This is a genomic window from Paenibacillus sp. JL3B1040, assembly GCF_057063165.1.
On sequence record NZ_CM169317.1, the window covers coordinates 4431076 to 4455430 of the forward strand.

At 53.3% G+C, this 24355-nt stretch carries 25 protein-coding genes and 1 pseudogene; 6 read left to right on the plus strand and 20 right to left on the minus strand.

What is annotated here, in order from left to right; translation table 11 throughout:
• Positions 1 to 46: 46 nt before the first annotated feature.
• Positions 47 to 1195, minus strand: coding sequence for a peptidylprolyl isomerase (locus tag ACZF99_RS20045; protein WP_483606722.1), 1149 nt, complete (start codon positions 1193 to 1195; stop codon positions 47 to 49).
• 238 nt (positions 1196 to 1433) lie between these two features.
• On the opposite strand from ACZF99_RS20045, the gene ACZF99_RS20050 reads away from it, so the two are divergent.
• The 6 genes from ACZF99_RS20050 (at position 1434) to ACZF99_RS20075 (ending at position 9219) form a co-directional block, all read left to right on the plus strand.
• On the plus strand, positions 1434 to 2789 hold the full coding sequence (locus ACZF99_RS20050; RefSeq protein WP_483606723.1) for a dipeptidase: 1356 nt from the start codon (positions 1434 to 1436) through the stop codon (positions 2787 to 2789).
• A gap of 134 nt (positions 2790 to 2923) precedes the next feature.
• On the plus strand, positions 2924 to 4411 hold the full coding sequence (locus ACZF99_RS20055) for an IS1182 family transposase (RefSeq protein ID WP_483606049.1): 1488 nt from the start codon (positions 2924 to 2926) through the stop codon (positions 4409 to 4411).
• Between the two features lie 454 nt (positions 4412 to 4865).
• Positions 4866 to 6251 carry a group II intron reverse transcriptase/maturase gene (gene ltrA / locus ACZF99_RS20060; protein ID WP_483606585.1) on the plus strand — a complete coding sequence of 462 codons (1386 nt, stop codon included), beginning with the start codon at positions 4866 to 4868 and terminating at the stop codon, positions 6249 to 6251.
• 721 nt (positions 6252 to 6972) lie between these two features.
• Positions 6973 to 7926 (plus strand): ArsR/SmtB family transcription factor, encoded by a 954-nt coding sequence (locus tag ACZF99_RS20065; RefSeq protein ID WP_483606724.1) that lies wholly within the window; start codon positions 6973 to 6975, stop codon positions 7924 to 7926.
• A 13-nt stretch (positions 7927 to 7939) separates the two neighbouring features.
• Positions 7940 to 8842 carry an MFS transporter gene (locus ACZF99_RS20070; RefSeq protein WP_483606725.1) on the plus strand — a complete coding sequence of 301 codons (903 nt, stop codon included), beginning with the start codon at positions 7940 to 7942 and terminating at the stop codon, positions 8840 to 8842.
• A 32-nt stretch (positions 8843 to 8874) separates the two neighbouring features.
• Positions 8875 to 9219, plus strand: coding sequence for a hypothetical protein (locus ACZF99_RS20075; protein ID WP_483606726.1), 345 nt, complete (start codon positions 8875 to 8877; stop codon positions 9217 to 9219).
• Between the two features lie 177 nt (positions 9220 to 9396).
• Here the strand turns inward: ACZF99_RS20075 and ACZF99_RS20080 are convergent.
• From ACZF99_RS20080 to ACZF99_RS20170, 19 genes and pseudogenes are all read right to left on the minus strand, one after another.
• Positions 9397 to 9486 (minus strand): annotated as a pseudogene (locus ACZF99_RS20080) (helix-turn-helix domain-containing protein); the annotation flags it as partial.
• Positions 9487 to 9503: 17 nt separating this feature from the next.
• Positions 9504 to 11066, minus strand: a complete 1563-nt coding sequence (locus tag ACZF99_RS20085; protein ID WP_483606727.1) for a recombinase family protein — start codon at positions 11064 to 11066, stop codon at positions 9504 to 9506.
• Positions 11056 to 11253, minus strand: coding sequence for a hypothetical protein (locus tag ACZF99_RS20090; protein WP_068783160.1), 198 nt, complete (start codon positions 11251 to 11253; stop codon positions 11056 to 11058). Before ACZF99_RS20090 ends, ACZF99_RS20085 begins: the two co-directional genes overlap by 11 nt.
• 40 nt (positions 11254 to 11293) lie before the next feature.
• Positions 11294 to 11776, minus strand: a complete 483-nt coding sequence (locus ACZF99_RS20095) for an ArpU family phage packaging/lysis transcriptional regulator (RefSeq protein WP_340929130.1) — start codon at positions 11774 to 11776, stop codon at positions 11294 to 11296.
• A 52-nt stretch (positions 11777 to 11828) separates the two neighbouring features.
• The gene (locus ACZF99_RS20100; RefSeq protein ID WP_068783162.1) at positions 11829 to 12311 is read right to left on the minus strand and encodes a hypothetical protein; all 483 of its coding nucleotides are present in this window, start codon (positions 12309 to 12311) and stop codon (positions 11829 to 11831) included.
• 15 nt (positions 12312 to 12326) lie between these two features.
• Positions 12327 to 12473 (minus strand): hypothetical protein, encoded by a 147-nt coding sequence (locus ACZF99_RS20105; protein WP_483606728.1) that lies wholly within the window; start codon positions 12471 to 12473, stop codon positions 12327 to 12329.
• A complete protein-coding gene (locus tag ACZF99_RS20110) occupies positions 12470 to 13156 on the minus strand; it encodes a hypothetical protein (RefSeq protein WP_483606730.1) in 687 nt (228 codons plus the stop codon). The genes ACZF99_RS20105 and ACZF99_RS20110 overlap by 4 nt, the downstream gene beginning before the upstream one ends.
• Before the next feature lie 160 nt (positions 13157 to 13316).
• A complete protein-coding gene (locus tag ACZF99_RS20115) occupies positions 13317 to 13790 on the minus strand; it encodes an ASCH domain-containing protein (RefSeq protein WP_483606731.1) in 474 nt (157 codons plus the stop codon).
• Positions 13791 to 13829: 39 nt separating this feature from the next.
• Complete coding sequence (locus ACZF99_RS20120; RefSeq protein WP_483606732.1) at positions 13830 to 14177, minus strand: hypothetical protein; 348 nt, start codon at positions 14175 to 14177, stop codon at positions 13830 to 13832.
• Positions 14178 to 14762: 585 nt separating this feature from the next.
• A complete protein-coding gene (locus ACZF99_RS20125) occupies positions 14763 to 17270 on the minus strand; it encodes a DNA methyltransferase (protein WP_483606733.1) in 2508 nt (835 codons plus the stop codon).
• On the minus strand, positions 17267 to 18787 hold the full coding sequence (locus tag ACZF99_RS20130) for a DNA cytosine methyltransferase (protein ID WP_483606734.1): 1521 nt from the start codon (positions 18785 to 18787) through the stop codon (positions 17267 to 17269). The genes ACZF99_RS20125 and ACZF99_RS20130 overlap by 4 nt, the downstream gene beginning before the upstream one ends.
• 11 nt (positions 18788 to 18798) lie before the next feature.
• Entirely contained in the window at positions 18799 to 19233 is a 435-nt protein-coding gene (locus ACZF99_RS20135; protein ID WP_483606735.1) for a hypothetical protein, read from the minus strand.
• A 20-nt stretch (positions 19234 to 19253) separates the two neighbouring features.
• Positions 19254 to 19934 (minus strand): hypothetical protein, encoded by a 681-nt coding sequence (locus tag ACZF99_RS20140; protein WP_483606736.1) that lies wholly within the window; start codon positions 19932 to 19934, stop codon positions 19254 to 19256.
• The gene (gene dnaN / locus ACZF99_RS20145) at positions 19934 to 21076 is read right to left on the minus strand and encodes a DNA polymerase III subunit beta (protein ID WP_483606737.1); all 1143 of its coding nucleotides are present in this window, start codon (positions 21074 to 21076) and stop codon (positions 19934 to 19936) included. The genes ACZF99_RS20140 and dnaN overlap by 1 nt, the downstream gene beginning before the upstream one ends.
• Positions 21073 to 21537 carry a hypothetical protein gene (locus tag ACZF99_RS20150; RefSeq protein WP_483606738.1) on the minus strand — a complete coding sequence of 155 codons (465 nt, stop codon included), beginning with the start codon at positions 21535 to 21537 and terminating at the stop codon, positions 21073 to 21075. Before ACZF99_RS20150 ends, dnaN begins: the two co-directional genes overlap by 4 nt.
• On the minus strand, positions 21524 to 21901 hold the full coding sequence (locus tag ACZF99_RS20155) for a hypothetical protein (RefSeq protein ID WP_483606739.1): 378 nt from the start codon (positions 21899 to 21901) through the stop codon (positions 21524 to 21526). The genes ACZF99_RS20150 and ACZF99_RS20155 overlap by 14 nt, the downstream gene beginning before the upstream one ends.
• Positions 21873 to 23225 carry a replicative DNA helicase gene (locus ACZF99_RS20160; RefSeq protein ID WP_483606740.1) on the minus strand — a complete coding sequence of 451 codons (1353 nt, stop codon included), beginning with the start codon at positions 23223 to 23225 and terminating at the stop codon, positions 21873 to 21875. Before ACZF99_RS20160 ends, ACZF99_RS20155 begins: the two co-directional genes overlap by 29 nt.
• Positions 23215 to 23541, minus strand: a complete 327-nt coding sequence (locus ACZF99_RS20165; RefSeq protein WP_483606741.1) for a hypothetical protein — start codon at positions 23539 to 23541, stop codon at positions 23215 to 23217. The genes ACZF99_RS20160 and ACZF99_RS20165 overlap by 11 nt, the downstream gene beginning before the upstream one ends.
• Positions 23513 to 24343, minus strand: a complete 831-nt coding sequence (locus ACZF99_RS20170) for a replication protein (protein WP_483606742.1) — start codon at positions 24341 to 24343, stop codon at positions 23513 to 23515. Before ACZF99_RS20170 ends, ACZF99_RS20165 begins: the two co-directional genes overlap by 29 nt.
• Between the last annotated feature and the right edge of the window lie 12 nt (positions 24344 to 24355).

Below are 24355 nucleotides of genomic sequence, written 5' to 3' on the forward strand. Positions count from 1 at the left end.
GCCGGAGCTTCTGCTCCGGCGGTGCTGCGGCTGCGCCGCGCCAAACTTACTGCGCTTCGGCCGCGTCCGTGAACGTATTGGTGATCTTGGCTTTGCTGCGCACGTCCTCCAGCCACATTCCCGACATGCTGGCAACCTGTTGGGAGACAAGCCCTTTGCGGATCTCATCCTGCTTCTCCTCCAGCGTTGCCGTGTGGGCTTCCTTCTTCTCGGTGACTTTGATGACCTGATAGCCTTCGCTCGTTTTCACGGGTTCGCTGACCTCGCCTTTCGCCAGCTTAAAGGCCGCCGTTTCCACCGCTTCTTCCTTCTCGCCGCGGGCGAAGAAATCGGTGTCGCCGCCTTGGTCCTTCGTTGCGGCATCAAGCGATTTGCTCTTGGCTAACTCCGCGAAGTCCGCGCCTTCGCCCAACTGCTTCACGATATCCTTCGCCTCCTGCTCGGTAGCGACCAAAATAACGGAAGCGCGAACCTGCTCCGGCGTGTTAAAGGAATCTTTGATGGATTCAAACGTTTCCTTGATTTGCTCGTCGGTCACCTTGATCTCCGGCTCCAGCAGCTTGGTCAGCTTCAGTTCCATCACGACCTGCTCCCGCAGGTCGTCCATGGTCATGCCGTACTGTACCAATGCCTGGTTCAAGGCATCCTCCGAGCCGAACTGGGTTTTGTAGCTTTCGATTTCGGCATCGATATCGGCGTCTGTCACCGTAATGTTCTTCTTGGCGGCCTCTTGGTTCACGAGCTCCTGATTAATGAGATTCGACAGCACTTGTTCCCCTCCGCTGGCCGCCAATTCATCATACAGCCGATCTTTCGTAATCTCCACGCCGTTCACCGTTGCGACGGCCTCCGCTTTGTTCGTGGCAAACGGCGGTTTGATCAACACAACGATCAGCAAAACCGCCAAGACCAGCGATACAATCGGCCATACTTTATTGCCGGATTTGGAGGTTTGGACCGCTGCGGCCTCAGACTCCCCTTGCTGGGAGACCATCACCGGCGTCGAATCCGCGTCGGCTACGGTGCCTTCGGCGATAAAATCCGCGTCGTCCGCCGGATCGTATCCCGCTTCCTTCGGTTCGGCGGGGTCACCTTCCATTTGGTCGGCTTGTCCTTCCGAAGACAGCGTTTCCTCCTCCGAGGCTTCCGCTTCCCCTTCGTCGAAATCCAGCCTTCTCTTATCCTTTTCTTCCATACGTCTTGCGACTCCCTTCTTCGGAAAGCATTCGTTTTTTTAGAAAATCGTACTTTCTTGACTTTACCAGAAATAACACCGCCTTACCTTAAATAATCATAAAAAAACCGCCGATGTTTTTAAGTTAAATTTAAGGATACGCTGCGAACCCGCAAAATGTGGACCCTTTCATTCGTGTTCTCGACAAAAAAGGTGTAGAATATACGGGTAAAACTAGTTCGGGAGGAACGAATCGACGATGGATTATCAAGCTTACTTTTCTACGAACCGCGAACAACATTTGCAGGAACTTGGCGAACTGCTACGGATCCCCAGCATCTCCGCCTTGTCCGAGCACAAAGGCGACGTGCTCAAGGCCGCCGAATGGATCGCCGAAGCGCTGCGCCGCGCCGGCATGGAAGCGGTGGAGGTCCACCCCACCGCCGGGCACCCCGTCGTTTATGCCGAGCATTTGCATGCTCCGGGCAAACCGACCGTTTTGGTCTACGGCCACTACGACGTCCAGCCGGTTGACCCGCTGAATCTGTGGGAGACGCCGCCGTTCGAACCGGCCATCCGCGACGGCAAGCTGTACGCCCGCGGCGCGACGGACGATAAAGGCCAAGTGTTTATGCATATCAAGGCAATTGAAGCGATTTTGAAGCAGGAGAAGGCGCTTCCGATCAACATTAAATTCTGCATCGAAGGGGAAGAGGAAGTCACCAGCCCGAACCTGCCCGCCTTCCTGCAGGCCAACCAGGAGAAGCTGGCCGCCGACGTGATTCTGATCTCCGACACGGCGTTAATGGCGCCGGGCAAACCGGCCATCTGCATCGGTCTCCGCGGTTTATGCGCGATGGAGGTGTCGGTTTTTACCGCCAATACCGATTTGCACTCCGGAACATACGGCGGCGGCGTGCCCAACGCGCTGCATACGCTGGTGTCTTTGCTCGCCTCCCTGCATGACGAGCAAGGCCGGGTGACGGTCGACGGTTTCTACGAAGGCGTGCCTGAGCTGACCGCGCTGGAACGCGAAGAGTTCGCCAAACAGCAGTTCGACGAGGAGAAGCTGAAGCGCGATCTTGGGTTAAGCGAGCTCTTCGGCGAAGCGGGGTACTCCTTCGTCGAGCGGACTGGTGCTCGGCCAACGTTGGAATTGAACGGCGTGTACGGCGGGTTCCAAGGGGAAGGCACCAAAACGGTGTTGCCTAAGGAAGCCCATGCCAAAATCACCTGCCGCCTCGTCGGCGACCAGGACCCGCAGGCCACGATCGACCGCATCGAGCGTCACCTGCGCAAGCACCTGCAGCCAGGAGCGACTCTGAAGGTCAAAGCGACCGAGAAAGCCCGGGCCTTTACGTGCAATCCGGAAGATCCGATGTTGCAAAAAGCGGCCGATGCCTACGAATCCGTGTACGGCACCCGGGCGCTGTTCACCAAAGACGGCGGTTCGATCCCGATCGTCGAAACCTTGTCCCGTGTCCTATCGGCTCCGGCCGTAATGATGGGCTTCGGGCTGCCGGACGAAAACCTGCACGCGCCAAACGAACACTTCAACCTGGAGAACTTCGATAAAGGGCTGCTCACCATCGTCCATTATTTGAAGTCGCTGTAAACCTAAATATCTAAAAAACCGTCCCTTGGAGAGCCCTGCAAAACGAATACAGTTTCTGTAAAAAGCAACCCAGTACCCCTTCGGTGCTGGGTTTGCTGTATACTGGAAGAAAAAGAGAAGCGAGTTGAGCCGTTTTGCTGCAGCCAGCCAGACAACTAACCGCATCATTCCATGCGGAGCTATATCAGCTTGTGCCGGAAGACCATCTGCTTCGCAAGATCGATGCTGCGGTGGATTTCGGATTTGTATACGAACTAGTGGAGGATTCCTACTGCAAGTATTACGGCAGACCGGCAAACGAGCCGGAACTGTTGTTTCGCCTGCTGTTCTTACAGATCCTGTACAACCTCTCGGATGAGCGAATGATTCAGGAAGCTGAGGTGAATCTGGCTTACAAGTGGTTTCTCGGGATCAATCCGGAGGATCCGCTGCCAGACGCCTCCCAGCTGTCGCGGTTTCGTAATCACCGGCTAGGAGCAAGTCAGGTCGAAGACGTACTGAAGCATGTAGTCAGTCAATGCATTGAGCAAGGCTTAGTCAAAAGCAAAACCATTATCCTGGATGCCACGCATACACGGGCCGGCAGCCCAAAACAAAAGCCGTTCGACGTGCTGCGTGACGCGGCCAAGCGTCTGTTTCGCGTCGTAGTCAAACGCCACCCCAAGTTGGAGAAGAAACTACCTAAGCTGCCCTCCGTTAAAAGCGAAGATACGGAAGCGGAGAAAACCATGCTGACCTACTTGGCGCAACTGGGAGAGACCGTGGAGGAACTGCTTCCGGACCATGAAGGAGCGGTGAGTGAGAAACTGGGCATCGCCAAACAAATCATCGAGGATGAGCGACTCCTCTCACAAAAGGGGATTCTCTCCGCCATCGACCCGGATGCACGTTTCGGCTGGAAGAGTAGTAGCAAATCGTTCTTTGGCTACAAAGAACATATCGCCATGACGGAGGAAGAGATCATTACCGCGCTGGAGGTAACACCGGGAAGCACTGACGACGGCAAGCAATTACCGGCATTGCTCGAACAAACCACAGCAAACGGTGTAACCGTAAACGAAATCATTGCGGATACCGCCTATTCGGGCAAGGATAATCTGGCGAGAATGAAAAAGGAAACCATATCGCCTGTCGTGCCCTTAAACCCAATTGTCCACGAAGGGGGCGAGCGTCAAGAAGGATTCGAGTATAACAAGGATGCCGATTTCGTCGTTTGTCCGGCCGGTGAGCGAAACAAACGGAAGGCGATTCAAGGCAGCAAGACCAGCGGAGAGAGCCGATCACTCGTCTTTTACTTTGACGTCGAGAAATGCAAAACCTGTCCGCTGCGCGAAGGATGCTACAAGCCGGGCGCCAAGAGTAAGACTTACTCGATTCGGATCATCGCCGAACATTATAAGGAACAGATCGAGTTCGAGTTCAGTGATACGTTCAAGGAACGAATCAAGCGCAGACCGATCATTGAACACAAGAACGCGGAAATGAAGAGATTCCACGGTATGGATACAGCCAGGTACCGGGGTCTCTTCCGCATGCGAATACAAGCCTACCTCACCGCGTTTGTTGTAAACGTAAAACGGATGGTGAAGTTAAAAGAGCAAAAGCAGCCCATCCTCGGGTGAGGATGAAGCTGCTTTTTCCGTGTGCGCCCGGCATGGGCGATAACTAGGCGGTGAAAGTCCGCTACAGGCTTGGCAGTAGGAACTGTTAGCTGAAGGCAAGGGTGTCGGTCGCGAGGCCGAATCTGAAGGAAGCCGGAGGCAAACCCTCGGTCTGACGAACAGAAATCACATATAAGGCATGATGAGACGGACGAGCTTGCACGTCAAAGTAAAGTCCAATACTGCCCGAATCTCATCATGTAGATGTGGCAGATGGATGAGGGGAAAGTTATCGCCCTTACCCGGGGAGGTCTCACAGACGTGGAGTAGGAAGAAAAAAAAAAAAAAATCCGAAACATGGAGTAAAGCTTGCTGTGAGAAGTCAGCAGACGCCATAGTACGCTTGCCGCGACGGCGAGCGGAAGGGCTGAACAATCGTAAGTCTTGAGTACAGACCGAAAGGAGAGTCGACGCGATGAAAGCAGAATACCGAAAGGGCTGCCGGCAAAGAGATAGCGTGGAACGCGAAGGGTATGCAGGAGTGCGGAGCATCGAAGCTCGGGAAGGTAGAGAAAGAGACGGTGCAACCGAACTGATGGAACGCATCCTGGACAGAGAGAATCTGAACCGAGCGTACAAACAGGTCAAGCGCAACCACGGAGCGCCCGGAATCGATGGGATGACTGTCGAAGCGGCACTGCCATGGCTGCGTGAAAACAGAGAGGAACTCCTACAAAGTATCCGGAATGGAAGTTATCGACCGAGCCCGGTACGGCGAAAGGAAATCCCCAAACCAGATGGAAGCGGCGTGCGAAAGCTAGGCATTCCGACGGTCGTAGATCGGGTGATTCAGCAAGCCATCGCTCAAGAGCTGCAACCCTTGTTCGAGCCGCGCTTCTCGGAAGGCAGTTACGGCTACCGCCCGGGGCGAAGCGCGCAGCAAGCCATTCGAAAAGTAAAAGCGTATGCGGAGCAGGGCTATGGACAAGCGGTCGAAATTGACCTGTCAAAATACTTCGATACGCTGAACCACGAGCTTCTGTTGAATCTCTTGCGCAAACAAATCCAGGACAAACGCGTCATTGATCTGATCAAGAAGTACCTGAAAAGCGGAGTCATGGAGAACGGCGTGTGCCGGGCAACGGAGGAAGGTTCTCCCCAGGGCGGCCCGTTGTCCCCGCTGTTGGCCAACATCTACCTGAACGAATTTGATCAGGAGATGGAAAGCCGAGGCGTGAGGGTCATCCGCTATGCGGATGACATCGTGGTATTGGCGAAGAGCAAACGAGCAGCCATACGGCTGCTGGAATCGAGCCGGACCTATTTGGAACAGAAGCTAAAGCTTCAAATGAACACGCAGAAGAGCAAGGTCGTCAGTGTTGTGGCGCAGAAGCACTTCAAATTCCTCGGATTTGCCTTGGGGAAGAACGGAAGGGGCATATACGTACGCGTACATCGTCAAGCGCTGACCAAGGCGAAGAAGAAGCTGAAAGAGCTAACGGGTCGAAGCCAAGGCAGGAATGCGCGGCAGGTGATGGAAAACGTAAAGGTCTACATTCGCGGATGGATCGGCTATTTCTACGTAGCGGATATGAAGCGGATTCTGCAAAACTGGAATGAATGGCTGCGAAGACGGATGCGGATGTACATCTGGAAACAGTGGAAGAGACCGAAAACGAAGGTGCAAAACCTGCGCAAGCTGGGGGTGCCGAAGTGGCAGGCCTACCAATGGGGGAACACAAGGCTGGGCTACTGGCGAATAGCCGGAAGCGCAGTATTGAATCGCTCTGTAACAAACGAAAGGCTCGCACAGGCGGGTTATTATGACTTCCCTGCCCAATACGAGCGTCTACGTCAATAGCACTCAATGCGATTGAACCGCCGTGTACCGAACGGTATGCACGGTGGTGTGGAAGGTCGGCTACTCAATTAATGGGTAGCCTCCTATCCGATTTTATCGAATTTATTTTCCAGTTCCGAGCCCCCAATAACCTAGAAACGAGGCTTTTGCAGGGCTCTCCCTTGGGGCGGTTTTTTAGATATTGCACCGTCCAAATGAACTCCGGCCAATAAACACGCCACACCCCCTTTCCTTCCTTTCCGCTCCGATTGTTGTATTTCGTACAACAATTTAGACGCAAAACGACCTAATAACTACAGATTGTTGTCTTTTCTGCAACATTTCTCGTGGTTAATTTTGCCTGATAATGCGATATTGTTGTACTATTTACAACATTTCAGCCTATAGACCTTAGAACGGGGTAGATTGTTGCACAAATTACAGCATTTAACCCAGAAGGACAAGAAAACGGATAGCGTCCCGTCGCAGTTTATTCACGACGATCGGCCGCTTCGATTCGGCTTTATCGTTTAAGCCCTAGCTTGCAGTTTTGCTGCATCGCTTGAGACTATCGCCCGCCCGGATAAGGGCTTAAGGTCCGCTATTTGCTCGATAAGCTTGCAATACACAGTCTATTCGATTAATATAGAACAATAATTATGTTCTATATTTATAGAACTAAACGAGCATTTCAATGCCTGCCCCTGTTCAAGGAAAGAGAAGAGAAGGGAAGAGAAGCGTGATGGACTATCAAGTCGAAGCGGATTTTGCTCCAATTTATGAATGCGCGGCAAGCCTGACGGCTTTTTTCGCCAAACAAAACCACGGTGCCCTGGATGCCGGAAAACAATGGGTGAAGGACGTTCAGGAGCGATTTGCGCCCGCGACCCTGCAGAAAATGCTGATATCGGTCAAACTGCTGGATGATTTCAGCTTGTCCCCGTATATTTGGAAATGCCCGGGTCCGCGTACGGTTGCCCCATTTTTGGAGTGGTTCTCCGGATTATCTTTGGGTGAACTGTACGAGATTTCTGCCGCCTGCAGTCAATCGGTCCCCGCCAATCTTGCGGAGCTTCGGGATGCCGCTTGCGAGGTGTTGCAGGAATGGAATTTGCGTTATTTCGCCACGATCGATCCCCGGATCAACGAAGGTCTGCAACAGGAAGCAGCCGCCTTAAAGTCCCGATTGAGCGGCGGAACAAGCGGCATGGATATCTATGAGCAGGCGACGAACGGGATGCGTTTATATCCCGGCGATGCGCTAGCCCGGGTCGTGCTCATCCCCCAATACCATCCTCGCCCGCTGGTGACTTCCAGCATCTTCGAGACGATTATTTTCACCCAATATTCATGCGACCTGTTTTCTCCGGCTCCGGGTTACCCCGCTCCGGCTCTGCTTCGCTTAACCCGGGCATTGTCGGATGAAACCCGGCTTCGCATTCTCCGGCTGCTGGCCCGGAAGCAGATGACGTTTACCGAAATCGCCCGCGACATCGCCATCTCCAAAAGCACGATCCATTACCACTTGATCGCGCTTCGGGCGGCCGGATTGGTGATCGTGCATTACCAGGCCAAAGGCTCCGAGTTTAAGTCGGTCGAATACAGCCTGCGCCGCGAAGCGTTAAACGGGTTGTCCGGTCAAATCGACGACTATTTCGAGGGCGGCGAGCCCGCCGGTCCAGTCGTGGCGAAATAAGGAGATGATTGCCTTGAAGCAGCATCGCGCTTATTACGGGCTCCTGTCAACGACCGCCTTAAGCGGATTCGGAGATGCGTTCGGCTTGCTTGCCATGGAGTGGCTGGTTTATGAAATCACCGGCTCAAAACTGGCGATGGGAGCGCTCGCGCTCTCTTCCGGCATTCCGGAGCTGGCGATTCGCCTGCTCGGTTCTCCGCTCTCCGACCGATTGCCCCGCCATCGCCTCATGGCAGGTCTGGCCGCCGTGCGGCTGATCGCCATTCTTCTGCCCTGGATTGCCGGCATGGCCGGACATCTGCAGTTATGGCACTTGTTCCTGGCGGCCGGACTCAGCGGCTCTTGCTCGGCCCTGTTTATGCCGACAGCCATGGCCCTCGTGCCGGAAGCTGCCGGTTCCCGCAAGCTGACCCGGGCTTTCGCCATGATCGACGGATGCCGGAATGCGGCGGCCTTGGTCGGTCCGGCGATTGCGGGCGGCGTGGTGGCCGGGTTGGGCACGCTCCCCGCACTGGGCGTTAACGCGGCCTGTTACCTGGCGGCCATCGCCATGCTGCTGTTACTTCCGAAGAGCACGCACCGGAACGAAGCCCCTCCCGCTTCCATCGCCGCTTATCTGCGAGAGATCGTCGAAGGCTTTTCGTTTTACAGGCAGGTTCCCGCCATGTTTGCCGTCATGGGAATGGTTTCGATCAGCAATATGTGCCAGGGCGCCATCTGGACGATGATGGTTCCGTTCGTCAGCGAGGTCTTGCAGCGGGACGCCGCAGCGATGGGTTCCTTCACGACCGCTACTTCTTTAGGCTCCCTGGCGGGGCTCGGACTGATTTCCTGGCTGGGCGACATCAAGCAGCGGCGGCGAGTGATGGTCTTCAGTCTGGCGGCGATCGGAGCTTCAACGCCATCCTCGGTCTAACTCGGAGCTATCCGGTCGCTCTGGCGGCACTGTTGGCTTCGGGAGCCTGCGGGCCCTTCTTCAGCTCCCTGAGTTCTTCCCTGCACGGCAAACTCGTTCCCGACCGATTGCAGGGCCGCGTAAATGCGAACCGATTTTTGATCGGCGGGGCCCTGTATCCCGTGGGGACGTTTGCCGGGAGTATCCTCGCCGAGCATTACGGCGTGCAGACGATGTTCTTGGCCGCCGGGCTGCTCCCGATCTTCAGCTCCTGCGTCATGCTGCTCCTCCCCGGGCTTCGAACGCTCGACGGAGAATTGTCCGAAATCCGGACTCCGTTCCAGCCCGCCCCCCCCGCCAAGACAGCGGGGCATAGCCACACGCCCTTGGACGTTTAACGCCGAAAACCTCCGCTCCCGCATGACAAGCAGGGCGGAGGTCTTTTGTTCTTGGCGTGTTGGCGGCACTTCGCGGCGCCTTTCCGGGACTCAAACTATAGACAAAAAAACCTCCTCTCTCTCCCTGACGGGATGAAAAAGAAGGCTTGCGGCTTTCTACGCACGCGTAGTCTACCGTCAGATTTTCAGCTCCCCAAGCTTGATCAGCTCGACAACCGCCTGCGCGCGACCTTTGACATTCAACTTTTGCATGACATTCGTGATGTGTTTTCAAGCACGCATAGTTAAACGTATGTCTGGACGTCCACCTCTCCATCCTTATTAACTTCGATTCTCTTGACCATTTGCATAAGCAACATGCGTGTTTTCTCAACGTCATCGTATGTTTTCATTTCAGTCAGTTCTTTAAGATTCTGCTTTGCTTCTCGAATGACTTTCTCGCGATCGAGGCTCCTACGTTCGTTCGCCTCAATGACAGCCAAACGATGCTCCGAATCTGAGATATCTTTTTCATATTGGCCTTTTTCGAACTCATACTGAGCATCGTCAATTTCGCCCAACATATGTTGGCGCCGTACCTCAAACAAGAGCTTCCGGTTTTCCTCAATCCGTTTTTCGAGTTTTCGCTTGTCCTTCTCCGTGTTGCTTTCAGGCAACTGCGAATTGATTTCAGAGGCCCCCTCTTCCTCCAACATTCGGATTGATTCCCGGACCCTTTCCAAAATGTCCTTAATCAGCTCGTCCCGAAATTCGTAATACGGGAGCCACTTACCGTTGGAGCATCCAATCTCGCCTGTTCTCCGTCTCCGCGAGCACATTAGGTACCGGTAGTCTTTGCCGTTCTTATTTTTGGTTTTGGATCCCATCGAAACCATGGCCGTACCGCACTCTGCGCAGAAGATGAATTTTGAAAAAACATTAACAAAGGATCTTCTCCCACCGCGCGTCCCTCCGCCTCTAAGCAGGCGAATCTCCTGGGCGCGATCAAATACCTCTTTTGAGATGATTGCCTCGTGAGTTTGGAAAGGGGTCTTTTGCCATTCGGATTTTGGTTTCATCACGAGCTTTTTACCTCTGTCCATAAGGTCCGACAAGTCATTGTATGAAACCTCCGTTGTATGACGGCCATAGACAGTGTATCCGGTGTAATTCTCGTTTTGGAGAATGCGTTGTACTGAAGTTAATCCCCAGACACCGCCACGATATGACGGGATTGGGGTGTTCTTCTCGTTGTCTCCGTTTAGGTAATTTACGATGTTCTTCTCGCCATTCCCATTGAGATAAAGCTCAAATATCTTCTTTACGATCTCAGCCTGCTCCGGAATGACCTCCAGCGTCTTTCTGCCATCAACAACCACTTTTCGATACCCGTAAGGAGGAATAGATCCTATGTAATTCCCCTTGGCAGCTGATTGCCGGATTCCTCTTCGCGACGATTGGCTAATATCGCCACTTGTATTTTGGTTGACAACTGACTTGATCCCAAACAGCAGCTCGTCGTCCTTCACGGCCGAATCGTAGCCGTCCTCAATGGACACAACTCTGATTTTCAAAGCATTGACAAGAATCCGTTTAAGCGAGATGGCATCCAGAGCATCCCGGCTAAAACGCGAGAGAGAGGCGAACCAGATTGATCTGATTTCGCCTCTTTTCGCATCGGCTATCATTTTCTGTACATCTTCCCGAGCCACAATGCTTGTCGCTGTGTCTCGATCTTCGTACACTTTTGAAATTGTTATATTCTCCCGACTTGCACGCTCACGAATGAAAGCTTCTTGGTGCTCTGGGCTATCCTTCTGCGAATCTTTTAACGTGGATACACGGACATATGCTCTATCATCTTTCATGACCATTACGCATTTCCCCCGAAATGTATTTATGCAAAACATCATCCACATTGTACGCTACAGCCCCGTTATTTTCTAGTGCTTTCATGATCGCTCTTTTGGCAAAGGCTCGAATGATTTCATCTGATTTTTCCTGATCACACACCTTGTGATACCTAATCGTGAAGGATTTTTTGCTTTTCCCCATGTTTGCATCACCCACTATTAGGGTATGAGAAGGGGCTTGGTTAACTTGCCCCTTCTCGTTTCTCGTTCCCCGTTTTCTCCACTATCAAATCCAGATTGGAAGCTAACTTGAAAAAGGCTTTCCAGCGGATCTTGTCGTACTTCCCTGAGCTGATCGGCGGCTGGAACACAAAATTGTACACGTGCTGATCGGTGATGTAGTCGTGTTCCTTGGTCAAATATCGTTCCTCGATCAGAAACCGTTCCATCCGGGGCATCCGGCGGACAACTCTCTCGATCCGCTCGCAATACTTTCTCCGTTGAATCTGCTTATCTACGTTGTGGACAGCAATATCCCCTGTCTGGTCGCTGGTAGTACCTGTGTAACCTCGGGGAGATAAGCTGTAGCTTGCCGTCGTGCTCGCCTCCCGCTCCTCCTCATCTTCCGTGAGAAATTTATAATATCTGTATTGTTCCAGCGCGCGCTCCACGGCCTCCTGCGTCTTGCTTCGATCGATTTCCGGGAGAAAGCTTAATTGCTCCAAACGCGCTCACCTCCATCGTAGGGGATACCCCGGCCGAAGCCGGGGCGGGCAATCAATACGGCAAAACATCCGATTCGGAATCAACTCCAGCCATAGGGTCATCTTCTTCGCCGAAATCAAGTTTTGCCTGGTTAGGATCATCCACCTCAACCGTTCCGTCCGGGTTGATTTTCCCTCTCAAACCTTCGCGATACTTCTTCTGATGTTCTTCGAACTCTTCCAGCGTTTCATCCGATTCGGTGATCGTCAACACGACATCATGACCAGCTTTTTTGTAAAATTCAAATGATTTCTCCGCCGACGAATCGCCCTTTACCTCGAAGTCGAGGACTGTCTTTTTGGCATCTTTGGAGGATTTCTTGAACTCAGCAGTAAGCTGCTGCTCAACCCCCTCGATGCTCAGAATGACCACAGATCGTGTCATCTCGGTAAGCTCTGGCTTGTGCTCATCGTCACCCTTAATGTAAAATTGCACTTGCTCCTTTTTCGAATCCTTCGTTTGTTTGTTGAAGCATGCTTTGATTGTGATAGACATTCTAATTTCCCCTCTCTATGAATTCGTAATGATAATTGCGATTGCTACGATCGCCGCACAGCAGATCATGGCCAGGCTTTGCGCGAACGATTTGTTCCGGTCGCCCTCGGCGATAGTTCCGAGAAATGATAGGCCGGCGATGATGGATAAGAAGATGATCATGTCTCGCTCGCCTCCTTTGGTTTTATCCTGAAATGCAACCGTCCGTTGATGATCTGGCTCTCGCACCAATCGCACTCCCACTTCTTGAGCGCCGCGGCGAGCGATGATTTCGGCGATGCGTAATGGGTCTCGCAATGGTCAAGGATATCGTTCAAGGAGGCCCATTCGCCGCGAGCATCGTACTTTAGATAATCCCTAACCCTATCGATCGTTTGACTGTACTCGGTAATATATCCACCCCCAGCATGCCCGCCGGGGAGCTCCTTGTGCTTTTTGGTCAAAGACTCGCGCAAATGGTTGTCAATTCTTCGATGGAACCTGCATCTTTCGGTATTGAGCACATATGACGGACGCGGGTACCAAGTTTTCTCAGGGGAAACAACCTCCAGAAGCCCAATTCCCTCTCTGCGTAGAATTTTCTTAACATAATTGCTCACGCGCCGGTTCTTTCCTTGCGGAACAGCGATGTAAATGTAATTCGAGTACAGTTTCCAGCGAGCCGCTTGCGCGAGTAGGTCAAGGGTTAATGACCGCTTCATCTCCACCACTGTCACTGCTGGGCCGGATACTGCTACGATATCAGCGCGGCCGCCGGCTGTAAGGCTGGTGACTTCTGTGTAGACGTCATACCCCTTATCCTCAAGCCAGGCCTTGACCGGTTCAAATAAGTCCGTCTCCTTCACTCAATACTCGCCTCCCCGCCTTCTGTACTTCCGGCTTTTTGATGACAGCTGCGGCGCCGTGGTGTTCAAATGGCTCTCGATGATCTTCTTTGGCGGCGGACCGTCAGCGCCGATCTTTTTGAGGTGCGCGGCCAGCTGTTCCCGCGTCCAAATTTCTCGCTTAAGCCCCTTGTCCAGCATCTAAAACACCTTCCCAATTCCAAAGCCCCTGCTGCCCCTTTGCTGGTATCGGCTCAGGCAGTTGCCGGACGTCTGCCAGTTCCCAGGCAAAGCGGCCTTCTTCATACCAACCGAATGATTTCTCTTTCTGACCGATGTAATGCACTTTGTCGAAATCATATTTACTGTCCGGACATCTGACGATATGCACCCCATTATCAACCGTGTCATAAATCCGGTAACACCCTACAAGTTGCGCGGTTGCTATTACCGCTCCAAATGCCATCGGAGTCACCTTATGCCATATCTCGGGATACCTTTCTGCCAGCATCATGCAAGTTTTGAAGTCTTTTTGCTTCCCTGCATGTATCGCAATCGGACCTTGGTAATGTGTTCGCCAGCCGCGCGTTTCAAACCGTTTTTCGCCAAGGGCGATCAGCGTCGCCCAGGGCTGGTTTATCGTTATGGCTTTCATGGATTTCACCCCACATGAATTAAATTTTCGTACTGTGCATCATAGGCAGTTAATATTTACAAGTATGACTTTTTCCCACCCATAACCAGCCACGATTGTTTTTGCTTTTTCTAGCGCTTCGTCGTCCGTTATTGGATCTTCTTCCAATTTGTCATAAGCTTCATCTATCAATTGCTCTTCATCTTCGGACCGAATGAAAATCCGCTCTCCCCTTGATGTCACTTCATCGACCTGTGGCGAACCAAAAACCGCCACCCAACGATTGAAACCGTCGTCAGCCACGATTTCGGAGTCTACCATCGGTAGAATTCTTAATTCAGGATTTTCAGCAACAATTTTCAGTAGTTCGGCAACATTTTCATTTTGAATCTGCATTTCTGTTTTCATTTTCATTTGCTCCTTCACTATTTGTGTCTTTAATGTCAGTCGTCATCGGTGTCATCCTCTTCGTTCCATATCTCCTCCGGATGCAGTTCACCGCTCCGAATTTCTTTAATCAGACATTCGATCAGCGTCAATTCTGATAGCATGCCTGCACGTCCGGAGTATTTGAGTCGGTTCTGCTCGTTAGGTCGGCCACGCCCCGGCTGCGTACCCCTCGCCTCAATCCTTCGGAGCTTCCGCCGAAGGTATTGTCGGCGCTTGTTGATCCCAACTTCGAGGAGTTGCAGTGTTTCCTCAGCAGTTTTCATAACCGATGCACCTCTACTTGTGATCAAAACAAAGTTATCTGCTCCACCTGCTGCACCACCCGCGGCACTGCGAACCGATTCCAATTCGCTGCCGGCCACGCGCCGGCGCCGTCCGGCTGCCGGAAGTAAACAACCTCAGTCCCGTCTGGGATAACTACGCGGGCGACGAATCTAGCCGGGCCGTCGCAGATGGTGTTCAGATCGTGCGTCCAGTCACCCGGCGCCGATGCGCGGATGCTGGCCAGCAGGGTCAAGCATTCTTCGTGCGTGAGGTGTCGGATCATGCCAAATCCTCAAGATCGAACAGCGTGGGCATCTCAACCTCCGCCTCAGCTGCTTTCAAGTACCCGATTCCGTCCCGGAAATAATCGGTGTTGAGTTCTACCCCGTACCCGCGACGCCCCATCTTGACGGCCATGTAAGGAACCGTCATCAGACCGCCGAACGGGTCAAATACGAGATCTCCAGGGTTGCTGTACCGGTTGATGATCCGCTCCACGATGTCGAGCTGCAGCGGACAAACGTGCATCTGCTGGCGCCGCTGGCTTTGCGTGGAGTTAAGCGTACGCATGCGGTTGATGTCGTCCCATACTTCATCCGTCCAGGATCCGGGGGCGACCACCATAAAGGTTGCCGGCAGCTTGCCGTCCTGGTCGAGTTTCTTCGCGAGCTCGACGTGCTCCGCATAGCTGTAGACGTTGTCCCTCGAGTATTTGCGGTAGGCATCCTGCAGCTTATCCACCGAGACCGCGGCGAGCTCGTCTTTGGTCAGCAGCCGGTCACCGCTGGATCGCCAGTATCCGTGAGCATCGATCTGCCATTGTGCCCGGGTGTACTCTTCCTTTGTCTTGGTGACCGGTTCGTCGGCGTAAGCGCGGCTGGTGTCGCTCGGAAGCTTGCGGAATAACAGGATATACTCAGGGCAGCCAACCCCCATCTTGCTGCCGTCCTTGCATTGCTCAGACCAGCCAAGGCGGTAAGTCTGGTTGTTTTCCCGGACCACATCCGTTACAACCGTGATCATCCCGAAATAGCGGAAACCGTGCTTTTTGTAGTGCTTGATGCAGTCGGCGTGGAAATCCTCCATCGTCGGCATGCCATCCCCAGTCGCGTTCCCGAACAGGACCCGATCTTTCACGTGGATGGCAGCCACCCGGCCAGGCTTCAGGATCCGGAGCAGCTCCGGTGTCAGGTGGTCCATCTGCTCGAAAAACCGCTCGGTGTCCTCGTTGTGGCCGAAATCGTTGTAGGATGGCGTGTATTCGTAATGGTTTGAAAACGGGATTGACGTATGAATCAGATCAACGCTAGCCTCCGGCATGCTCTCCGCCTCAAGCACACAATCGTTATTGACGGCCGTCCAGCGCTCGCCTTGTAATTTCACTCTCTCAACTCCAATCGTGCGGGCCAACTTGTCGAGTACCGACGTGCCCGAAAGACCATATTTTTTAATGATCTCGACCATTTTGCCGACCAGATAATCATGCTGCCGCCACTTTTCCAGCAGGGTTTTCATGATCTCCGATTCGCTCTCCATGTGGATGAAATGGACCTCACATGGTTTCGTTTGGCCGAACCGATATATCCGGTGTACCGCTTGAATCGTGTCGTTAAAGCTGTAATCGATGCCGGCAAAGACTTCGATATGGCTTTGCTGCAGGTTGGCACCGGAGCCGAGAATCTCCGCTTTGGACAGGAGCACGGTGTATTTCCTTGCCTTCCAATCCAGGATTCGCTGTTCCTTTTCTTCATGCGACAGGCTGCCATAGACTGAGGCGACCGTGATCCCTTCGGCGGCTAAAGCCCGCTCGATGGCATCCTGCTCGTCGTTGAGATGGCACCATACCACAACCTGCTCCGGGAGGTTGGACTTGACAATCTCCACCACCCGGGCAACCCGCGCCCCGATACTCTCTCGCTTCTCCCGGGCCGCATCTTTCAGGCCCATTGCCGCATCTCGGAGTAAAAGCAGCTGTCCGTCCCGCTCTGCTCCGGCCTCGCTGTGGTCCACTGGCAGCTCGTGGTATTGAATATCCAGCGGCGGCAGGTCATACCCCTCGTCTGAGTATCCCAAGTCGCTCGGTTTCGTGATAAACAGCGCCCAAGTTGAAACCCACATCCAGAACTCATCCTCTTTGTGCGGGTAGATCGTCAGGTTGTTCGCCTTGGTCGAATCCCGCTGGAAGAACCGCGTCAGGGCCTGGCCTGTATCCATGACCTCCAAGAATCCCGCGTAATGGATCAGTTCCTTGTATTTGTTCGGGCTTGGCGTGGCGGTGCAGACCAGTTTGAACGGCACGCCCTTGAACTTGTCGAGGAACGTTTGGTAGGTCTTGGTGCCGTATCCGCGCAGCACGCTCGCCTCATCCAATACGCAGGCCGTGAAGTAGGTCGGGTCAATGTCCCCGTCCCGAACCCGCTCGTAATTCGTGAGAAGGATGGAGCCGGCGGCGGCCTCTACCTCCGCCATGGTCCGGACGTATTCCGGTTTCTCCAGCCCCAGCAGGTTCACAGCGTCGTTTTCAAACTCAAGCTTTACGCCGAGCGGGAGAACTATCAGTGCTTTGCCGCCGCGGTATTTCACGACCAACCGACAGAACTCCAACTCCTGGATGGTCTTTCCCAGACCGAAGGCTTCGAAAAGCGCCCGGCAGCCGCCTCGGAGTGCCCAGACAACCCCGTCCCGCTGATGCGGCTTTAGTACGGGATGTATTTCATCCGGGGAAACCGTGAATCCGGTCTCCCTGGCAATCTCGATTTTGGTTTTAAGAAAATCAATGTAATTCAAAGGCTAACCCCTCCTTTCAACGCATCATCTATCACCTTTATTGCCGCCATTACCGGGAAAAACTGTAGCGGATCAACCGCATTCCCAAGTGCTTTAAGGCGAGCCGTCCGGTCTTTTATGCCAGTTGCCACCCGGGGTGGCTCCCAATCGTGTTGTTGTTGGCCCATAAGTGCGGGTTGCGGGTAATTCGCGATGAATTCGGCAAAAGCATCCAACGGATTTATTCCACGTCCGTCCATCCAGGAGGAAAGTTCATTAGAACTTCTACCCATTCCGGGTTGAGTTGGCCGGAATGCCCCACCCGAATCATTGCCCCGGGTACTGTATCCCGGTCCGTTTGACTTTGCGGCAGTGAGGCATTCTTCGAGTCCTGCGCAGCCGGTGTCGGCCACATTTTCGCTTCCTGATACGTCGGCCTGTTCCCGTTCCCAGAAAACTGCGCTTGAATCATGTCCGCCATCGTTGCCATGCTGTTCGTTGGCGTGGGCCACATCCGCACTGCCCCCGGCAAACCGTTCCTCGGGTCCTCTGTATTGATCTCCCCACGTTTCTCCGCATCGTTCGCCCGTGGAGTCGGCCAAAATTTCGATTGAAGATGAACTTGCGTTTGGAGATGGGTCGATTTCTCGATTGGTCGGCCGCTCGTTCTCGCCGTCATCCCCATAATTCCGTCCGTTGCTTTCGGAGTAGGCCACATTTTCACCTGATCGTTTAGGTTCTTGCTCCATCCCTGATCCTGTTTCCTCGCCGCCCTTGGTCCGGTTGGATCGTCCCCGCTTCGGTAGTCCCGGGCTTGCGGCGTGGCCCATAGGCTGATTGCGTTCGCGAGGTCGACCTGTAATTTTCGTCCGTTCTTGTACGGTATCTTCCCCCGCCATTCGTCCACTTCGCCGATTTTTCGCCCCCCGTTCGGCACCATCGGTGTAGGCCATAATGCCGATTCTTTCCCTCTTGTGTGAGGCGCCGACAGCTGCAGCCGGAAGAGCAAAAACGACGACTTGGTAACCGATGTCTTCAAGGTCTTGGCAGATACGTCCGAGGAGCATGATTTCTTGTTGTGTAAGTATCGCTTCGTAAAAGTCCTCTTCCTCCGTGCGGGTAATGGTTCGACCTTCCACGTAAGCCCCCCCATCTGGCTCTGCCATACTGAGGAGCCCAGCAACATTTTCGCCAACAAACCAAGTGGGCCCGACATCTGCAACGACTCTGACAACTTCTGGCCAGAGATAACGCTCGTCGTCGGTCCCCGCTCGCTGCCCGGCGTGGCTAAATGGCTGGCAGGGGAATCCGGCGGAAATAATGTCAATTGTTCGATTTGGTCCGATGATTCCATCTCGCTCTAATACCTCCCTCGTTAAAGTACAAACATCGTCGTATATGGGGCGGCCGGGGTAGCGTTTGGCGATAACCTTGCGCGGGAACGGCTCGCGTTCACAAAAGGCGACCGATTCCATGCCTGCCCATTCTCCGGCAAGATCGATTCCGAGAATGCCGCTGAAAAGACTTAGGTGCCTCATACCATTCCCCCTCAATATTTCCGATCCAACCCGAGCGCGATAGCCATTTGGTTAATTTCAAACTTTTCACGACCAAGCGCCCGGGCCGCCACAGATCGGCGCCTGCTGTCGTAATTCTCAAGCATCCACTTCCGCTCGGCGTCCGTGATGTTCAAATCCTCAAATTTTGGTGCCGGCGGCGGAGGTGGCGGAGAGATGTCCGCCAGTTCGCGAATTGTACTGTCATCGTCCGTGAGTTTCAGAACTCCCGGTTTGACCTTGATTAAGATGCCGCGCTTAATAAGTCCCGAATTGATCTTGTACACGGTGTCCAGCCGAACCCCCAGCCGCTTCGCCGCACCTTTCCTTGAAGCGCTGGTTAACACTACTTTTAGCGACTTGGCTTCGCTGGCGGTAATCCTCTTTTCTTCATAGAGTCGTAGAATCTGAGCCTCAACTTCAGTCATACTTCCGAGCCTCCTCCCCCTCAAAATAAGAACTCTTGTTCTGTCGCATGGGCGTGACCGCCCGTCGCCGCAGGTGTTCCCCGGCGTTTGTTCGTTTTTGGTTTTGGCTTATTCACGTACTCTTTGTAGCCGTCCGGATCGATGATGGACCATATGACTTCTCGCTGATAGATGAGTTCAAAGTCATCCAAGGTCTTCTCTCCGCTCCTAACCCGGTAAACTGCCTCGCCGATCTTGGCAATGATGTAGGCGTCCACCACGTCATGCCGGGGATTGGAGTAGCCGAAATGCTCAAGCGCCGCAGCTGCCATCGCTTCCTTCTTGGCCTTCCCCTTAAGGCGTTGTTTGCTGCCCTTTTCACCGGTCCAGTTGCTGACACTGACGAACTTTTTTACGGCGTCCGGCGCCACCTCGTCAAATGAAAGGCCCTTTCGGGTGATCATGCTCTCCAGCCCGCCGTGAATTTTGGCGGTAGTAACCACCCTTTCCGTGGCATAGCCGATACCCTCTTTCATGATCTCGTCCCCAGGCTGCAGGATCCGGTAGAGCTGATTTTCCAAAGATACCCGCTGTTCCTGGGTTATGCCGCCCGGAGCCGACCTCCCTTTCCCGACCAGGACCGTTTCAAGGATCGGGTTTCCCGCGGCGTCCAGGATAACCACCCCGGTATGCGTCGCCGGGTCGATTCCTACGAAGCGCATCAGTTCGCCGTCCTGTACGGCAGGATCAGGTATAAGCCATCGCTGCCGCCCCCGGGCCGTATGATGATCGGGCTCATTGGGCCGGTAAACCCGATGCGTACCTGATCGCTATCGATCGCCTTCAGGACGTCCAGCATGTATTTGGCGTTAAAGGCAATTTTAAGCGGATCACCTGTAAGTTTTTCCGCCTCTAGCTGCTCGAGCACCATGCCGACATCAGAGACTGTCGATCTGATCTGTAACGCCCCGTCCTCGGTCGCTTCGAACCGGACGATATTCGTCTTTTCCTCGCGGGCCAGCAGGTAAGCCCGGTCAAGAGCCGCCTCAAACGCTTTGGTGCTTACGTCCAGCTCCGATTTGAATCCCGTCGGGATGATTTTCGACGTGTCCGGGAAAGTGCCGTCCAACAGCCGGGTGTAAAAGTGAGTTGCTCCGACATTGAATAGCGCATGGCTATTGCCTACCGAGATTTCGACATCTCCCTGATCGGGAATGATTTTGATTAGTTCGTTCAGCGTCTTGGCCGCAATGACGGTGTTATGAAAGCTCATGTCCTCCGGCACATCAATTTCAGCAATAACACTGGCCAGACGATGCCGATCGGTTGCTAAGAGCTTCAACCGCCCGCCGTCGAGGTTCCATAGCACCCCGGTAAGAATCGGGCTCTGCTCGTTGGTAGAAGCCGCGAACACTGTGGACCGGATCAACTCCTTAAGCTTGCTTCCCGCTACAGCGAAGGTCAGTTCATCGTCTACCACCGGCGCCGCTGGGAACTCTTCCGAATCCATCCCAACCAGTTCGATGTTCGTCCGGCCCGACTTAATCCGGGTGCTAAATCCGTCCCCCACCTCGATCTCGACGGTGTCCTTAGGCAGCTTTTTGATTACCTCCACGAAAAATTTGGCCGGGAGAACCACACTGCCTGTATCCTCGATGTGGACGATCTCCGTGCCGTCGCTTTCTTCAATCGGTATAAATGCTTGGATCGTGGTGTAGATGTCGCTCGCGGTGAGCGTAACCTGGTCCGTCGTGACATCCATCTTGATGCCGGTAAGGATCGGGACCGTGGTCTTGCTGCTGATCGCTTTGGAGACGTGTTGGACGGCTTCGTTCAGTTCTTGCTTTGAAATGCTGATTTTCATGCCCGTTTCATCCTCCTTTGCTGGCTTTTTGCCTTGCGATATGCTAACTTCCGATTACGCTTGTATTGATTTTTGAGCCTCGAAGCGACCTCCATCCACTCGGCCCGAATCCAGTCCACTTCTATCCAGGGTGTCTTGTAGGTATAGCTCGCCTCGAAGTTCCCAGCGATCAATTCAGTCTCCCCGTAGGAAAAATGATCTTTATAATGCGTGTTCATGAAGTTGTAGCCGCATTGGGTTATCGTTTCGACCACGCCCCAGTGGTCTTCACTCCATGATCTGTGGTAGAGTTCCTCCCCGCAGATAGGGCATTTATCTGTTCTATCCTTCCGCCGATACTTCGCATCGTCGAGTTCTGCCTGAAGATAGTCCCTATCGGAATCAGACAGGGTCGGCAGTTTCAGTAGCTTTCGGATTGATACGCCTCTCATCCCGTTCACCTTCCTTTCAATCGTCATCATCCAGCCAGGCTGAGATATCGACCTTCTTGCCCTCGTCCGGCGGAGCTGCTGCTGGTTTGCTCGCCGGCGGCTTTGCGGCCGCGGGTACGGTTTCAGGCGGCGGAGCGGCGGCCGGCTCCCTGAACTCTTGGAACTTCCAACCAAGCCTCGTGTACATTTCGCGAATCCAAGGGAACTCCTGTACCGCGCGGCCCTTCCGGTAGAACTCAATCAGTTCCAAAGTGCGGTCGTAGATGGCGAGCTGCCGCCGGCGTTCGTACGGTGTCATGTCGTTCAGCGGATCGTCGAGCTTGGCGGCGATTTCAAACAGCTTTTCTTCCGCGCGTCGCAACTCCTCATCGTCTTTTATTACGCGACTGCTCATACTCCAGCACCTTCTCCCGCAGTTTATCCTTGTCGTCCCGGCTTAGGTTTGTGAACCGGCCATTTTTTCGGTTAAAGAACATCTGGATCATGCCGGTTCCGATCTTCCGGCCCTTTGCCATGATCAGCTCGATCACGCCTTTCCAAGGGGTATCCGGGTAATAGTAGTCATCCCGGTACAGGAAGATAATCACGTCAGCGTCGAACTCGATATTTCCAGACTCACGGAGGTCGGACATCATCGGTCGCTTATCATTCCGCTCCTCGCATTTCCGGCCGACCGAGCTGATGGCTACCACCGGGATATCAAAAGCCCGCGCCATCTTCTTCAACTGCTTGGAGACGTAATTCACCCGGTCCGCAGTCTGGCTGAATTTCTTCTCTGTTTCGATCAGCTGCAGATAATCGATGTAGACGATCAGGTTTGAATGCTTTTTTTTCATCGCCTTGGTCTGACGCCAGATATACTCCATGGTCATCCCGGGTGTATCGTCGATGTAAATCGGCAACTGGTCCAATATTTCAAGCGCCTTGCTGTAGCTGTCCCAATCATTCTCGGTGAGCCGGCCCTTTTGGACTTTTTTGGCATCTATCCCGCTGATGTCACAAATGTACCGCTCAGCAACATCCTTTGCCGGCATCTCGCCAGAAAATAACGCTGCCGTCCATCCTGACATGGCCGCCGATTTCGAATCACTAACGACAAACGCCGTTTTGCCGATACTCGGTCGCGCCCCGATGATCGTCAGGTCCTGTTTCTGATGGCCGCCGCCCATCTCATTGAGCTCGTCGCTCGCCGTCTTGGCACCAGTTATGCCGCTCCGGGAGCCGCGGGACATAATCTCCTTGTGGTGTCCGTCCAGAACGTCCGGAATCCACTGCATGCCGTCGACCGTGCCCTGGCTTTTGAGGTCCTGCAGGCGCTCCATCTGGTCCTTAACCTGAGCCAAATCCACCTCGCCGCGAGACAATGCTTCTTGAAGCGCCGCAGTTGCTTGCCGCTGAATACTTTCCTCCCGAATAATTTGCTGGTATTGGTCAAAGTTTGCTAGAGTCGGAACGGAACTCCTCAGGCGCATCAGGTACGATATGCCGCCAATCTTCTCCAGATTCTTTCCCCAATGTTCAGCCAGCACCAACGGATCGAATGGATCTTTCACTCCCGGCTTATCCGAGAGATTTTCATGAGCCCAGTTCAGCGCCTTCATTACAATCCGGTTTGGGCCGTCCGGATCGAAGTCATCCGGCGTTAAGTAACAATCATCCATCAGTTCGGACTTTTGGAGCAGCGCCCCCAGCACAGCCTGTTCTGCCTCAAGACTCATGGCCGTTCACCTTCCGTTTCACTACAAGCCGCTCGAGTCGTTCGCGGATATGGTCCGGCATGGGCACGGCCTTTTCGTCGTAAGCTTGGAGGGCAAGCTGCTCTTGCTGCTCCTCCTGCCGCAGCAGATCGTAATAAGATGGTTCTCCCTCCGGATCCTGGACGATCTCCGAGATCGTCGGAGCGAATTTGCTCGTCCGGATATGATGAGCCAAGCGCCGCTGAGCAGTCTTAAGATCGATGTCCTGGAGCATCATGTGCCAGAGTCGGGTGCCAGGCTCAGTAATTTCAAAGAAGGGATAGGCGGTTTTGATCATTGATAGGAATTTCGCCGCTTCCGTTTGCTTCACGCGCCGCCCCCTCCTCATAAAAGCGATTCAGTATGTCTAGCTCCTCTTGCCGCTGTTGAGCCTTCGGTTTAAAAGAGGATTTGGCCTTCTCCATATCTCTCTTAATCCAGACACGGAGCGTTTTATTGTGGTCCTTTTTATGCTGGCTCTTCTTCTTGTTGGTCTGCCATTCGTCCAGAGCTTCGATGGTGTTATCGACTCTCTCTTTTCCAAAATCAGCACATAACTTTTCGTATTGATCGAGAGTGAGATATACCGTGTCATGGAACTTCAATTTTTCTGGAGAACCCATATCTATATCTCCTTTCTTTAAACCTTTCTTTAAATACTTTCTTTTTTGGGTGTCTAATCCGTCACCCCTAGAAGGCTCTAGAGGTGTCTTTTTAGTCACCTCTGGGGTGTCTAATCCGTCACCCCTAAATAATTCGAGTTGAGATGTCTGATTAGTCACCTCTACCACCTTCCACGATTCATAATCTTTGTTGAATCTGATGATTCTTGAACGAGTCCCTATTTGTTCGGAAACGACTTGTATCACGTTCATTTCAATTAACTTTGTCAGTTCCCGAATCACTTGGCGCTTTGCTATCTCCGTTGCCTCTGTCAGGAATGAAACCGATAATTCCGCCTCTTTCTTCCCGAATCCGTAGGTGTAGCGCCAAATGATTAGGATTAACCGAAGCTGAGAGCCGTTTAGTTTGAATTTTGGCACTTGCTCCAGCAATTCGTTCGATATCTTGGTGAATTTATCTGGTTGAGGGTTTGCCATACCTCCTCACCA

Coding starts and splice junctions, on each gene's coding strand:
- ACZF99_RS20065 (WP_483606724.1), top strand. CDS start 6,973: ATGGACTATCAAGTCGAAGCGGATTTTGCTCCAATTTATGAATGCGCG.
- dnaN (WP_483606737.1), bottom strand. CDS start 21,076: ATGAAAATCAGCATTTCAAAGCAAGAACTGAACGAAGCCGTCCAACAC.
- ACZF99_RS20045 (WP_483606722.1), bottom strand. CDS start 1,195: ATGGAAGAAAAGGATAAGAGAAGGCTGGATTTCGACGAAGGGGAAGCG.
- ACZF99_RS20165 (WP_483606741.1), bottom strand. CDS start 23,541: ATGATCAAAACCGCCTATCCCTTCTTTGAAATTACTGAGCCTGGCACC.
- ACZF99_RS20115 (WP_483606731.1), bottom strand. CDS start 13,790: ATGAAAGCCATAACGATAAACCAGCCCTGGGCGACGCTGATCGCCCTT.
- ACZF99_RS20120 (WP_483606732.1), bottom strand. CDS start 14,177: ATGAAAACAGAAATGCAGATTCAAAATGAAAATGTTGCCGAACTACTG.
- ACZF99_RS20105 (WP_483606728.1), bottom strand. CDS start 12,473: ATGATCATCTTCTTATCCATCATCGCCGGCCTATCATTTCTCGGAACT.
- ACZF99_RS20130 (WP_483606734.1), bottom strand. CDS start 18,787: ATGAGGCACCTAAGTCTTTTCAGCGGCATTCTCGGAATCGATCTTGCC.
- ACZF99_RS20140 (WP_483606736.1), bottom strand. CDS start 19,934: ATGCGCTTCGTAGGAATCGACCCGGCGACGCATACCGGGGTGGTTATC.
- ACZF99_RS20085 (WP_483606727.1), bottom strand. CDS start 11,066: ATGAAAGATGATAGAGCATATGTCCGTGTATCCACGTTAAAAGATTCG.
- ACZF99_RS20050 (WP_483606723.1), top strand. CDS start 1,434: ATGGATTATCAAGCTTACTTTTCTACGAACCGCGAACAACATTTGCAG.
- ACZF99_RS20100 (WP_068783162.1), bottom strand. CDS start 12,311: ATGTCTATCACAATCAAAGCATGCTTCAACAAACAAACGAAGGATTCG.
- ltrA (WP_483606585.1), top strand. CDS start 4,866: ATGAAAGCAGAATACCGAAAGGGCTGCCGGCAAAGAGATAGCGTGGAA.
- ACZF99_RS20090 (WP_068783160.1), bottom strand. CDS start 11,253: ATGGGGAAAAGCAAAAAATCCTTCACGATTAGGTATCACAAGGTGTGT.
- ACZF99_RS20160 (WP_483606740.1), bottom strand. CDS start 23,225: ATGAGTCTTGAGGCAGAACAGGCTGTGCTGGGGGCGCTGCTCCAAAAG.
- ACZF99_RS20150 (WP_483606738.1), bottom strand. CDS start 21,537: ATGATGACGATTGAAAGGAAGGTGAACGGGATGAGAGGCGTATCAATC.
- ACZF99_RS20170 (WP_483606742.1), bottom strand. CDS start 24,343: ATGGCAAACCCTCAACCAGATAAATTCACCAAGATATCGAACGAATTG.
- ACZF99_RS20155 (WP_483606739.1), bottom strand. CDS start 21,901: ATGAGCAGTCGCGTAATAAAAGACGATGAGGAGTTGCGACGCGCGGAA.
- ACZF99_RS20135 (WP_483606735.1), bottom strand. CDS start 19,233: ATGACTGAAGTTGAGGCTCAGATTCTACGACTCTATGAAGAAAAGAGG.